Source organism: Chitinophaga agri (assembly GCF_010093065.1).
GTDB classification, from domain to species: Bacteria; Bacteroidota; Bacteroidia; order Chitinophagales; family Chitinophagaceae; genus Chitinophaga; species Chitinophaga agri.
On record NZ_CP048113.1, the window covers coordinates 6,070,528 to 6,085,363 of the forward strand.

The following is a 14,836-nucleotide window of genomic DNA, read 5'->3' on the forward strand; positions in this document are numbered from 1 at the left end:
TACCAAAGGTGTTAACAGACAGATAAGTTAGTCGTTATGTGATATTAAATAAAACAAATATAAGTATGTAACTTGCTACCATTATCAACCCTGTAACCTACTAAAATGGCAACCTTTTTTGATGCTACCCAGCGACGTATATTGAAATATGTATGGGTGCCTGCAATTGTGTATTTGTTATTCTATCTGGTTTCGGATATACATCAGCGGGACTTTTATGCAAAGTTAAATTTCGGAGAAAAAAGAGATACGGACTACATCGCGTCTGTCTTACTTATATTTCCGTTTGTGGTCGCTGTTGGATATGAGTTTTTTATGCGGAAAAAATATAAGGAGATCTTACTAATGGTCGCGGCCGCAATCGGTTCGAATGCGTTAATAATGCTCGATTTTCATCTCCGTGTGACGCACAATTCTCCTGCGTATGGTATAACAGCAATGGCGACGGCACTTACAACCAATGGTTTGCTGCTTTTATTAAGAGCTCACCTGTTGGGATATGACCGGTTACAGCGTCATGCACTTATTTCATTGATCATTACCTATTTTACTTCAACCGTCGCAACAAACATCTTCGGTTTCGTCAATGCCTTCCATCATATGAGTTTCTGGTGGAGGGAAGTGATCACCTTACCTTTCAGGGCACTGTTACCATTTTTTTATTTCATGGGCTTGTTGCTGTCAGACAATCTGGCTGCCAGTAATACCTATCTGGAGAAATTGAAGTCAAAGGTGCAGGTGATCAGCAGTAAGGAGTACTTTGTATTATACTGCTTCCTGATCAACGTAGCCATTTTTGGTGCTGTTGGAATGGGCTGGAATGTAGGCGCAGTCTATAATAATATATTCGGCTATAAACAATTTGAAACAACGTTTGTGTCAGTAGTGGTAGCCATTATCCTGGCACTGGGCTATGCAGTGGCTATTGCGGCGGCAGGTTACGTCTTACGCAATATCATCATCAGCAGAATGATGACCATTGGTAGTGATAATGGCTGGATGTATGCCATGCATTACTCTTTCATGCTGAATATCATTCCGGTGATATGCTGGATGATTGCAGAAGACAGGCATGAGACAGAAGAAGAGAACGCATATTTTTATCTGTCAAAACAATATTCGAGTGTAGGGACGATGATCATGATCATGGGGGGACTCTTTTCCTGTATCTCCGCATGGTATATACTGATGACTGCCCGTAATTACCGTGAGTATGGTGGATACGCAAACGGTATTGCATTTATATGCGTTGTCAGTGCGTTGATGCATATAGCGCTGAAGAGCTCTAAAACTCCTATATACTGGATCTTATCACTAAATGCATTATCTACCTTGTTTTTTGCGGTGGTCGGAGGAACAGGGGAAGGCCTTACGGGTATTATGTTTGTGAATATTTATCTCTCCTTTTTTGTATTGATGGAAATATTTCATCCTTCCCTGAATAAATACCAGCTGGAAGAAGATAAAATACCGGAAGGCATACCTGCGGAGTAACTGCTGTCAATACTGCGGAAAGCACCGTTTTTTCAAAAATCCGGAAATCAGATTTAACATAAACAACTTTTCATAGGGCTAATCAGCGCATATATGGGAAGTTGTTTTTTTTATATAAATGAATAGAACGGCTTATAACTATTATTAATAGTAGTACCTTTTATTCCCGGAAATGTTGTAAATTCAAATCGTCACATTTGCGACTAAAAGGTAATACTGCATTGATTATGCAGTATTCTCGTAAACAGGCGGACATAAACAGAAGTAAGTTAACCTGAATGAGATGGAAGACAATTACTCTTTGCGCCTATCGGGCGTAGTGTTTTTGGAATCATGTTCGTATTTAACTCCCCCAGGTGTTCCGGCAATTTACCATCCCTATCACTGCATTTTATCTGCAGTAAAACTTCATTGCTGGCTGAACGCGCCTCCCGGATAGCCCAGTTACAGCAATTCCACCAGTTCTCCTCTTTATTTATATATAATTTACCCGACATGAAGCTAGATATTAACTTTAATTCCTTACTGCCTTTTCAACAATCCGAACACGTACCTGCATCTTTCGAACATTATTTGTCTTCTGAGAAGCCACCCCTGTATTATGCTACGCCGCAGTGTAGTATACTCATACAGCAGATGCAGCTTTTTGAGCGAAATTTCTGGTATACAGTGATTGATGCTACTGAAGATAACCTGCTGATAAAATTCGATCTTCAGCCAGGTCTGAATAAATTATTGATCTATACTATCCAGAATGATAATGAGATGATGTTCCTGCATCAGGACATCGGGATCGATATCGGTGAGAATGATTATTGTTATCTGGGTGGCGGTTTCCAGGCCAGGGACCTGCGGGTGCTGGTCAGTAAAGGCCATTATGAATCGCTTGCTTTCCCGTTCTCTGCTGAGCAGGACGATCAGGAGAGCATGAAGAGTGCAGAGACTTTTGCTTTCGTGAATAAATTCCTTTTTGCCCTTGGTCTGTTAAATACAGAGACCAGGAAATAAAGTGTTAACCATTATTCTATCATAAAACCTCTCCAATATGCCAATTGAGTTCCGGTTACCTGGGCATTTGACCCGGGATGCAGTGTTGACGCATGTTGTACCTGTGCGTTATCGCAAAATGAGATTACCGATTGAAGATGCTACTGCTGCCTGTATCTCAGGTAAATGGGGTACGTTTCTGCAACAGCAGGTGCAGGTTGCCGACAATTCTTATAGTGAGCTGTATATAGAGCCGGCTGAAGATATCAGTGTTACGCTGGCCGTCAGTCAGCCGGTTATCATTGTTCATACAGTCGTAGCAGGTAATGCACGTATGATTTTTCCGGATAGTCATATACAGTTGCAGTCAGGCAAGATAGGTTTACAGTATCTTTCTCCGGAAGTGGAATATACTATTCAGTTACAGGCAGGACATCCGCTGCGAAGCGTTTATTTCCAGGCACCGGTTACGTTGCTGCAGGAACTGGCGGATACTTATCCTCAGCTGAAAGATATGTTGAAGACAATGCGGTCGGGTAGTGGCTATTCTGCGCACCTGCCGTATATCCGCCTGAGTGCGGCCGTGCGGACCGAGATGGAGAAAATGAAGAATTGTCCGCTGGCAGGACAGGCCCGTACGCAGTATTATGGAAACCGTATCAGTGATGTGGTCATTGCCTATCTGGATAACATGCATCGTATCAATTTACAGGATAGCAGGATGATCCTGTTGCATGAAAAAGAGATCGATGAATTTATAGAAAGAGTGGATCGCTGTCCGGAAGAGCATGTTAATGTGGAAGAACGGGCACATGCACTTGGACTGACAGAACGGGCACTGGAAAATGCGTTCAAGCTGAAACTAGGTAGTACGGTGAAGATCTACGTATTGCAGCAAAGAGTAGAAAAGGCGAAGCAGTTACTGGTCGCTACAATGCATACTATTACAGATATTGCGTTGGAGGTAGGTTATACTGATCCGTCATACTTCATCCGTATTTTCAAGCAAACCGCAGGTGTTACTCCAGGCCGGTACAGAAGCGATCACAGTGCGGCTATTTAGCGTGGTATAGGATAAAAGAAACCGCAATTAGCGCCGAATTGGTTGCCTTTGTCCTATCACATTCCCTGCTGGTTTGCGATATTTGTAAGGTGACAACCCGATTAACCCATTTTTTAGAGTCGTACCACGAGGTAGTTAATGCCGCTGCAATAGAGAATAAACCTTATTTATAATCAGTTTAATACAGGTCTTACTGATCATAGCTTTAAAAGATATTTCGCCTTTCATCATATACGGACGGGTATTCTTTCTAAGAATACAGTTTTCCTCAACTGCTTACAATGTAAGTATGTCTGTATAGCGGTAAATCAGCCGGATGGCCACTCCTTTGCACTAGCGAAGGACTGGTGTCCGCTGACAGCGTGGGATAGACAGGCACCTTTTTTAATGGTATATTGAGGATATCTAGCTGTTCTGCTTGTCCAGGCGGAACATTCTCTGAAAATATCAGAACATATTTCGCTATAGTATGGAGATGGTCATTTCCTTCGTGGGAAGATCGTCATAAGCGATGCTTGTTCGTAAACTTTTTTTTAGTGTTAGTTCTTTGTCTACCACCCCCTTCATCCGTTTAGTTAATCCATTTAAAGGTAGGCAGAACTATTGTTGTACAGTCTCCGTATGACCAGACTTTCCCTCGTTAACTGGTAGGGTCAGAAAGAACTGTTGATTATTATTCCGGGAAATGGCCTCAGGGCTTTTCCCGGAATTTCTTTTTATGTGCCTGTCTTTTATTACTTTTCGTTCATTTTCATTAAATTAGCAGTGATCAACACCTGGCAACGTTACACCGCAGAAAACCTCAAAATATGTACAGATTGCTTTCCCTGATCAAGACAGGGACGGATGTTTTGCAGGAGAACAGGAAGCGCACCACTGTCGTTATAGTAAATGTAATGGCTATTATCCCTGCTATACTGGCATTCATCATGGGACCTGTGCTGTTGACCATTACCGGCAGCTGGCAAACGTTAATTTATCCCTGGATAGAAGCAGCCGTATTAACGATCGCTGTCATACTCAATAAGAAACATCAGTTTAACAGGGCTGCATTACTCACATTTCTTGTGCATTCATTTGGTCTCTTCTTTTTCGGTCTGTTACTCGGGAAGGCCGCCTGCATTGAAGGGATTGTCATTTTTATGATAGGGTTCAGTTTCCTGTTATTCGAACGCAGAAAAGAGCAGATACTCAGTATTTCATTTTTGCTGGTGATTGCCCTGCTACTGGAACTGAACGCATTCTTCCATGTGGTACAACATCTGCCTTACCCGGAAAGTGCGGGAAATCTGATGTATGGTATTATCTTTTTCCTTGTTACATTCCTGAATATTATGGTGCTCCGGTTCTACAGTCAGGACTTTTCTGACTGGATCAGGCGCCTGGAGATAAAGAGCATGTCCAAGAGTACTTTTATTGCCAAGACCAGTCATGACCTGCGGGGATCTATTAATGTGATAGAGAGCATACTGGAAGACTGGTTTGATCCAAGCCATTCCCAGCCGGGCGCACCTATTACGGTTGATTATGACCAGGTATCCAATATGTATTTTGCCACGCAGGACGTAAAACTGGTGATGAATGATGTGTTGAGCCTGAGTAAGATAGAATCAGGTTCGTATGATGATATCACCCGGTCATCTGTCAGGATCAGGGAATGGTTTTCAAAACGGGCGGCCGGGTACCAGGTACTGGGTAACAGAAAGGCCGTTAAGATCGCCTGTCGTATTGATGATGATGTGCCCGAATACATCATTACAGACGCTGCCAAGATGCATCGTATAGTGATCAACCTGTTGACGAATGCCATCAAATTCACCAGGAACGATACGGTAGTGCGTTTGCATGTCTACCTGCAGGCAGACACGACCATTTGCCTGGATATTGCAGATGAAGGGTTTGGAATAGAGGAAAAGAACCTGGAAAAGATTTTCAGTCCTTACGTATCCCAGCAGCATCAGCAAACGGAATCAACAGGACTGGGACTGACTATTTCCCGTCATTTTGCCCGTCGTATGGGTGGTAATATCACGGTGAGGAGCGTTCCAGGTAACGGGAGTGTGTTCACCCTGAGCTTACCCCTTGAACCGGGTACGATACCGCAGGCGAAAGTACTGCCGCCACCTTCTCAACATCCTTTGAATGCCAATAGCCTTGATCACCTGCTCCCATTTGATGTACTGGTGATGGATGATGACATGATGTGCCGCACCATTGCACAGCGGTTACTGAGTAAAATGGTCAGAAACGTGATGCTGGCCGATAGCTTTGAAAAAGGATTATGGCTGGCCAATGAACAACCGCCTAACCTGATACTGCTGGACCTCAATATGCCGGGCTTCAGTGGAAAAGAAATGTTATATAAGATAAAAAACCATCCACAGCTGGCAGATGTGCCGGTGATTATCTGCTCTGCTGACGCCTACGAGGAAACGATTGCCGATATGAAAAATTTCGGTGCAGATGGTTATCTGGTGAAACCTATTACTACTTCAAGTCAGTTGTATAATGAGATAGTCAAATTCAGCCGGACGGTAGCAAGCTGATTTGTAGTTGTTTATAGCCTGTTAAGACGCCCTTTCTTTTATAAATGCAGCATAGATTTTTTTTAAATTCAAAGTGATAAGAATCATTTCTCCTAACATTTCTAAATCACTTTGTCATGCTGTATTCAACATTCAGTATTCCCGCATTGTATTGTCCGTTCAATTCCCAGATCAGTCCATATGCGAGTGCAGTTGAGGCACATACTACGCAATGGGTGGAACGCTTTCACCTTCATGAAGCGATCCGGGGTTACAGAGAGTCTAAGTTCGCCTACATGACTTCCCGGTTTTACCCGACGGCGGAGTACGGGCGGCTTTGTCTGGCTAATGATCTGCTTGTACTGCTATTTCTGATGGACGACATTTTCGACAACAAGGATGAAGAAGCACAACATCCTGACAATCTGAAAAAGCTGCTGTATGCCAGTCTGGGCATCCTCAAAGAGGGGCATGTCTATACACTGGAAGATCTGTATAGCAGGTACATGCCCGGCCAGGATATAGTACACAGAGGCATCACGCAGGCGATGGTCGCCAAGGAACATATCAACATACTCGCTGCACTGACGGACGTATGGCAAAGGGTACAGGCCTGTACTTCAGTCACCTACCAGCAAACCTTTGTACAGGATATGCTAAAATTATTCAATGCGGTAAACTGGCAGAACCAGAATGTGAATGCGGACCGTATGCCATCAGTTGCCGACTACATTGAGTCCCGTCCGCTCATAGGAGGGGCACACATTGCCGCTACGCTGATAGAACTGGCGGAGCAGGTACATCTGCCGGAGCATATTATCAACCATAAAAAGCTGCTGACACTTACCATGCTTTGCGGGCACCTGGGATGCTGGGCCAATGACCTTTACTCGCTTGGAAAGGAGCTGGAGCAGGGAGATACCCATAACCTGGTGCTGGTGATCCAGGAGGAAAAACAGTTGGCGATGGAGGATGCTATCAATGAAACGGTACGTTTACATAACCAGGAGATGATACAGTTTGAGCGCATATTTCATTCGCTGCCCTCATTTGATGATAAGACCGACGAAGAGGTATATAAGTATGCCTTTTGCCTGGCGATGATCGTAAGAGGGAATATAGACTGGAGTTTGCAGGATACCTCCCGTTACCAGCAACATGCATTTGCATGAGCCGGTGCCGTTGGGGGCAGTTATTCAAATGACAGGCGCCCTGTTATTTGCGGATCACGGGGCGTCGCTGTTAGCAGTTCATCTGTTTGTATACACGGGTTGGAAAGTATTTTATTATCTTATAGCCGGTAAAAAAAAATGGTCATGAAGCATGCATTGTTTTGTCTGGCGTTATGCAGTCTGTTAATGCAGGCAGTTGCGCAGCGCATTCACGTTATACCGGAACCTGCGACGGTGCAGGAACAACCGGGGGAGTTTATTCTTGACAATAGTGTGGTGGTGGTAGCCCCTTCGGCGGATGAACAGCTTACAGGCACTATTTCCTGGTTTAAAGACCGTATAGCGACAGCCACGGGGTTCAGACTGTCATCAGCAAAAACGGGCGGCAAAACGCTCCGTATTGAGCTGAAAGACGGCGAAAAACAGGAAGGGTATCAGCTGGTGGTGAGTCCAAAGGAGATCCTGCTGACGGCTGCTAGCCCGGCAGGCGCGTTTTATGGTCTGCAAACCTTACTACAGTTACTGCCTCCGGATATAGAAAGCAGTAAGACCATCACCCGTACCTGGGCCGTTCCCTGCGTCAGTATTACAGATTATCCGCGGTTTGGCTGGAGAGGCCTGATGCTGGATGTAAGTCGTCATTTCTATACAAAGGAGGAAGTAAAGCGTTACATCGATGAAATGGCCAAGTATAAATACAATATTTTCCATTGGCATCTCAGTGACGATAATGGCTGGCGTATTGAAATAAAGAGTTTACCAGAACTCACCAAAACAGGGGCCTGGCGTGTAGCACGAACAGGCAGATGGGGGACTTTCACGTCACCGCAACCAGGAGAACCTGCCGGGGATGGTGGATACTATACGCAGGAAGAGATCAGAGAAGTGATAGCCTACGCTCAGTCCCGCTATATCACCATTCTGCCTGAGATAGATGTACCCGCGCATAGTCTGGCGATGATCGCGGCCTATCCTGATCTGTCATGCACACAATTGCAGTATGCTGTCAATCCGGGTAGTCCTTTTTACAAAAAAGATGATAATGCACTCTGTATCGGGAATGAGGCAGTATACGAGGTGCTGGATAAAGTATTTACGGAAATAGCGGCACTGTTCCCGTTCAACTACATTCATGTGGGAGGAGATGAAGCCTACAAAGGCTTCTGGGATAAATGCCCGAGATGCAGGAAAAGAATGGCGCAGGAGCAGCTGAAAAATGTGGATGAACTCCAGAGCTATTTCGTAAAACGTATGGAAAAACTACTGCAGCGTAAGGGTAAAAAGCTGATCGGCTGGGATGAGATACTGGAAGGAGGGTTGGCTCCGGAAGCCACGGTGATGAGCTGGAGGGGCATGAAGGGCGGAATTGAAGCGGCAAAAATGAATCATCATGTGGTGATGAGTCCCTGGGAATATTGTTATCTCGACCTCTATCAGGGAGATCCTGCTGCTGAACCGCCTACATATGGTATGTGCAGATTAAGTGACGCATATCAGTATGATCCGGTACCGGATGGTGTAGAGGAAAAGTATATTCTTGGAGGACAGGGAAATCTCTGGACAGAATCTATCGCTAACTACCGGCATATTCAGTATATGACATGGCCCCGGGCATTAGCATTGTCAGAAGTCTACTGGAGTCCGAAGTCCAAACGTAACTGGGATAGTTTTGTTGCGAAGATGGAAGCACACTTTGTGAGACTGGATACGGCACATGTGAAATACTCCCGGAGTGCATGGAATGCAGTTGTAAAACCAGTGAAAGACAATAGTGGACAGTTAGCGGTACAGCTATCTACAGAGATCAGCGGACTGGATATCTACTACACATTTGATAATTCGGATCCGGATAATATGTATCCGCGATATACAGGACAACCGCTGGTATTTCCAACGGGTGCTGCTAACATAAGTATTGTTACTTATAAAAACGGGAAACCGGCAGGAGAACAGTTTACGGTGAGTAAAGAAGACCTGTTGAAACGAATGAAAGATAACTGATTAATAGCCAGTAATGTAATACAGTAAAGGGCTGTCTGGTATATCAGGCAGCCCTTTACTGTATTACATATATAACAAATTTATTCTTTTTTCAGAAAACTATTCATTACTTTGATAGTGTAACTAACTATCCGGAAAACCTGATGACTATACCATTTCAGAGATCACTTCCCTCAGTGGCTCTCACTCTTTTTTATTGTCTGGTCTGTTCGATTTTTATTCATGCACAGAATAACGGTGCTACAGAAAACTCAGAGCGTTCTCTATACCTGGGTACACTGTGGAAGAACGGAGACGGTGTTTTTAATCAGACACCGGATGCAGACAGTATTCCTGTAGTGATGGCTATTACGACTACTGCCACAGATGGCATTTATGGCATTGGTAGTACGATCGTATTTGACGTAACTTTTGATCAGATCGTTTACGTGAACGGCAGTACACCCACACTGCAGTTGAAAATGAATGGGCAGCCTGCAGCTGCGTTATATACTTCCGGTGACAGCACACAGATACTTACATTTACCTACACTGTCAGTAAAGGCGATACTGCTACTATACTGGATTATGCATCCATAGATGCACTACAGTCCAATGGTGCCGGTATACGTGGTACCCGTGGGCCACGGGCCCTGCTGACATTACCCGCACCTGGTGGTCCGGGGTCTCTTAGCGCACAGCGTGTAATCGTCATTGATGGAAATGCGCCAGCGGCGCCGGTGATCACAATACCGTCCCGTAATGCTGTATTTACAAAGGCAGATATGGTAGTAGGTGGTACTGCGGAACCGCACTCGCTGGTGAAAGTATATATTGACGGTAATGAGCTGACGGAAGCCACTGCCGATGAAACAGGCAGCTGGTCCTCTGTTTTTACGGCAGGGTCCATTGCAGATGGCAATCATAATCTTACTGCCACTGCTACCGATGTGGCGAAAAATGTCAGCCCGCTGAGCATTGCTATACCGGTGGTAACCGATGTGACGGTGCCGGGCGCGATGTCGGTAGCTATTCTGTCTAATAACCGCAACAGCAATACTGCTGCTATCGGCGATGTGATCACAGTATATTTTTCCGTGGACGATGCTATTTATCCGCCGGAAATTACTATTGCCGGCACGGCCGCTCCTGTAACAGCGATCGGTGTGAAGGAATATGTGGCACGATACACTGTTACTGCTGCCGACGCAGATGGTCTTGTTCCGTTTATGATCACATTCAGGGACCTCCATGGTAATACCGGTGATACGATCACAGCCAGTACCGATAACAGTAATGTATACATTGATAAGAAGGCGCCTTTAGTGACACTCAATACGCTGGAGATGTCACCATTTAGAAAGCCATTCCTGGTATATATCAGTTTTAGTGAGCCGATCGCGGATTTTGATCTGAGTTATCTGCGCGTTTCAAATGCAGTTATTACTGATTTGAATAGTATCAGTAACAACGTTATGACAGTGCTGGTGAGTCCGATGTATGATGGTCCTGTTACCCTGGAACTTGCTGCTGGTGCCGCACATGATGCAGCAGGTAATCCCAGTCTCGCATCCACCCAGCTAGCCGTACAGGCTCTTTTCGGTGGCTATTTTGAGAAGGTATATCCTAATCCGGCGACTGGTATCATGCGGCTTCAGTTCACAGGGACAGTGAATGATAAGGCTAAGATCACCATGGCGAGTTACCGGGGAGTGGTGGTGTATGAGAAAGAGCTGATGATGGATAGTAAGACACTGACGATGGATGTGAGTAACATTCCTTCTGGTGCATATATTTTGACGATCCGCTCCAGGAATTATAGTTTTTATACGAATGTAATGGTGGTGCATTAGAAGATACCCTTTTTTAAGCGTCAAACGTACTGTTGTTGTAACGTTTCCTATATTAATATTGTCGTTATTATTTATATGCTGGTATAGTTCATTTGATACGTAGTCAGCCATGGTATTGGATTTTGGCTGGCGCACGTCTGCGGGGAACGCACCCCGTTTCCTCCTCAGATCCTGGCCCAGGGTTTCCGGCAACGATTGCGTAAATAAAAACAAACATCATTAAATAATTCTGTAGCTTGTCGGAAATTAGTGTCATAAAGACACTGTAGACAAATAGTTATCAACGATTCCATGATTGTGAAGGGGGGCTGTAGCTCAAAGACTGGTCCAGTACATATTGTCAAGATGCTTCGGTGAAGGTTATGTAGATAAGCTAAAAATTCCTTAGGTATGAAAATTTATGTATTCCACCATCTGATCGCACAGCATACTTTTTGCCAGCGGTTAATTCAGTACCGTTTCCCTAATTAAAAAGGGTACCACTATTAGTTATTAAGTAATTCCACTATTAAAAGCAGCACTTCGTTATGCCAACCGCCTAATGCATGCTGTGTTTCAGCAAAAACATCAGCTGATGAAAGACTTTTCATTCCACAAAAAACTGCTACTGCCCGGAGCGTTGTTATTGCAAATGGCAGCTTCCGCACAGCAACTGGCTGTTAACAATACGACAGCGACACCGCCAGCCGTTGCACAGGCGAAAGAAATTATCCTCAAAGGGAAAGTGTTAGGGACAGAAGAACGTACTGGCCTTCCAGGCGTTGTTGTACGCGTAAAAGTCGGCAATAAAGGTACTACGACCGGTGTTGACGGCTCCTATACCCTGAAAGTACACGAAAATTCTACCATCGTCGTATCCCTTATCGGGTATGCAACACAGGAGATCCCTGTGAATAAGCAACAAAGTATTAATGTTTATCTGACCAAAGATGTGAGAGCATTGGGGGAAACCGTGATCATCGGATATGGGTCCCAGAAACGTGCAAATGTATTAGGTGCCGTGGCAGCAGTAAATGCCAGTGAAATTGAGGACCTGCCGGTAGCAAATCTAGCTACTGCCCTGCAGAATAAAGTACCCGGTGTATCCGTGGCGCAATCCTCCGGTCGCCCGGGTTCCTCTACCAGTCTCACGATCCGTAATCCGGTGACCTGGGCCGCTACTGGTTCTTCTACCGACCCGCTGTATGTAATTGACGGTTTTCAGCTCACCAAACAGGACTTTGATAACCTGGATGCAACGCAGATTGAAAGTATCACTTTCCTGAAGGATGCAGCTGCCTCTATCTATGGTGCACGTGGTGCGAATGGTGTCGTACTGGTAAAGACCAAAACAGGTCGCCCGGGAAAGCCGCGTATCAGTTACGCCGGTTCACACGGCATATCTTCCGCAACCTACATTCCGGAAATGCTGAGTGCCTATGATCACGCTGTGCTGCTGAATAATAAGTATACCGCCCTGGCAGATGTCAATACAAAAAAGTTCTATACAGCGGATGAACTGGCGTACCTGAAAACGCATAATAACAACTGGATAGATGACGTGTGGAAAAGCTCTCATCTGAGCCGTCATACGATTAATGTCAGCGGTGGTACAGACAGGATCACCTTCTTCGCAGGTGGTAACTATTATTCTGAAGATGGGAACGTAGGCGATCTGAATATTACGAAATATGGTCTGCGTATGGGCTTAAATACCAGGATCACGGATAACCTGACCGCTACCATCTCCTTCGCTACTGACAACTCAAAGATTAACAGACCGACTCCTAAAACCGTACAGTCAGGGCTGACTGAACAGTCCGACCAGATGAGCGCAACTGTGAGCGCCCTTTTACTGACACCGGGATGGGTGCCCATGTATATTGATGGTCGTCCGGTATTCTCTTCTGTGCCAGGATGGCATCCGGGAGAACTGGTGAAGAGTGGTAGCTACAGCCGTAGCCGCACACAGGGCCAGACGATCAATGCCTCCCTTGAATATAAAATGCCTGCTGTAGAAGGATTGTCCTTCCGGGTGCAATATGCCCGTAGTGCCAGGACTAACTTCGGTAAGGAATTTTATGTGCCATACTCCCTCTACAACTTCGTAAGGGAGGGTGCACATGAAAGTACACAGAATGTCATCTTTACTAATCAGCTGACTGCTACCAATCCGTCTACGCTTGTTAAAAACGGTAACCTGATGACGGAATCATATGGCGGTTCTTCCAACTATCAGCTGAATGAAGTGATCACTTATGCACGCACTTTTGGCAAACATGATGTCGGACTAACCCTCGTAGCTGAACAGAGCGAAGGTACCTCTGATGCATTTGATACCCGTCGCGAGCAGGTAGTGATACCTGGTATCGATGAACTGTTCGCATTCAGTATGGACAAGAGCTTCTATGATAATTCCGGCTCTTCCGGTGAGACAGGCAGAATGAGTTACGTGAGCCGCCTGAACTATGCGTTTATGGAAAAGTACCTGCTGGAGGCAACTTTCCGTGCTGATGCTTCTCCTAATTTCCCTAAGCAGTCCAGGTGGGGGTACTTCCCTTCTGTGGCTGTGGGCTGGAAAGTATCACAGGAGAAATTCTTCCGGGACCATGTGAAGTTCATGAACGACCTGAAGATCCGTTTCCAGGTAGGCCTTACAGGTAACGATGCCGTGAAGAACTTCCAGTATAAGGAACGTTACACGCAGACCACCGGTATGCTGTTTGGCAATACCATGACCAGCGGTCTGAATAACAATGATATTCCTAATAGTTCCATTACCTGGGAAAAAGCCCTGTATAAGAACCTGGGTTTTGACGGAAGTTTCTTCGACCGCCGCTTCGACTTTGCGATCGATCTGTATCACCGTTACAACTACGATATGCTGATGCAGCCGACCAGTACAGTACCTACCAGCTTTGGTGGTGGTATTGCCGATCAGAATTATGGCCGCCTGAAAACATACGGTATTGAAGCAGGATTGACTTACAATGGTACTGTCGGTAAGGATTTTAAATATTATACCACTGTCAACTTCGGCATCAGCGATAATAAGGTGATCCGCAAGTATTATGGTGCCGGTGATACTGCCTGGAGAAATCCGATAGGCCGTCGTACGGATAACGGACTGGAAGGTTACCGCGCTACCGGTATGCTCCGTACACAGGCCGATGTGGATGCACTGCTGACCAAAAATCCCGACTGGACCATCGATGGTGAAAAACCTATTCCCGGATTCATGAACTATGAAGATATCAATGGTGATGGCAGAATAGATGCAAATGACAAAACCCGTATCGCGCCAAGAGGCAGCAGCCTGTTTGGGGTAGGCTTTAACCTGGGTGCTTCCTGGAAGACCTTGAAGTTCAGTGTTAACATGTCACTGGTAGTAGGTGGCCATACAGTATATGACAAGACAGCAAGAACGCCGGCTACTGAGAATCAGCGTGCATTAGCGATCTGGAAAGACTCCTGGTCTCCGGAGAATCCGAACGCCAGATATCCACTGATCAATGCACCGCTTATCAAGGAAGTATCTGACGTCTGGATGGTCAGTGCGACTACCATGCGTGTGAACAATATGATGTTGTCCTACGGACTTCCACAGTCACTTTCTTCCCGCTGGAAAATACCTGATTTCAGAGTGTTTGTAACAGGTACGAATCTCTGGTCTATTATCAATAATCAACCTTATAAAGATCCGGCTACGAATCTGGCGGTTGATTATCCGGCCCTGCGTACCTATACCTTTGGTTTGAATGTGAGTCTCTAAATTATTATGCC

At 45.3% G+C, this 14,836-nt stretch carries 8 protein-coding genes; all 8 read left to right on the top strand.

What is annotated here, in order from left to right; translation table 11 throughout:
* Positions 1–105: 105 nt before the first annotated feature.
* The 8 genes from GWR21_RS24410 (at position 106) to GWR21_RS24445 (ending at position 14,825) form a co-directional block, all read left to right on the top strand.
* The gene (locus tag GWR21_RS24410) at positions 106–1,494 is read left to right on the top strand and encodes a hypothetical protein (RefSeq protein WP_162334238.1); all 1,389 of its coding nucleotides are present in this window, start codon (positions 106–108) and stop codon (positions 1,492–1,494) included.
* Between the two features lie 495 nt (positions 1,495–1,989).
* Positions 1,990–2,502, top strand: a complete 513-nt coding sequence (locus GWR21_RS24415) for a hypothetical protein (protein WP_162334239.1) — start codon at positions 1,990–1,992, stop codon at positions 2,500–2,502.
* Between the two features lie 37 nt (positions 2,503–2,539).
* Positions 2,540–3,544 carry a helix-turn-helix transcriptional regulator gene (locus GWR21_RS24420; protein WP_162334240.1) on the top strand — a complete coding sequence of 335 codons (1,005 nt, stop codon included), beginning with the start codon at positions 2,540–2,542 and terminating at the stop codon, positions 3,542–3,544.
* 809 nt (positions 3,545–4,353) lie between these two features.
* Positions 4,354–6,090 (top strand): ATP-binding response regulator, encoded by a 1,737-nt coding sequence (locus GWR21_RS24425; RefSeq protein WP_162334241.1) that lies wholly within the window; start codon positions 4,354–4,356, stop codon positions 6,088–6,090.
* Positions 6,091–6,206: 116 nt separating this feature from the next.
* Complete coding sequence (locus GWR21_RS24430; RefSeq protein WP_162334242.1) at positions 6,207–7,241, top strand: terpene synthase family protein; 1,035 nt, start codon at positions 6,207–6,209, stop codon at positions 7,239–7,241.
* Positions 7,242–7,385: 144 nt separating this feature from the next.
* Positions 7,386–9,242: a beta-N-acetylhexosaminidase gene (locus tag GWR21_RS24435; protein ID WP_162334243.1), complete on the top strand. Its 1,857-nt coding sequence runs from the start codon at positions 7,386–7,388 to the stop codon at positions 9,240–9,242.
* 143 nt (positions 9,243–9,385) lie between these two features.
* Positions 9,386–11,074 (top strand): T9SS type A sorting domain-containing protein, encoded by a 1,689-nt coding sequence (locus tag GWR21_RS24440; protein WP_238429984.1) that lies wholly within the window; start codon positions 9,386–9,388, stop codon positions 11,072–11,074.
* 574 nt (positions 11,075–11,648) lie between these two features.
* Complete coding sequence (locus GWR21_RS24445) at positions 11,649–14,825, top strand: SusC/RagA family TonB-linked outer membrane protein (protein ID WP_162334245.1); 3,177 nt, start codon at positions 11,649–11,651, stop codon at positions 14,823–14,825.
* Positions 14,826–14,836: the final 11 nt, after the last annotated feature.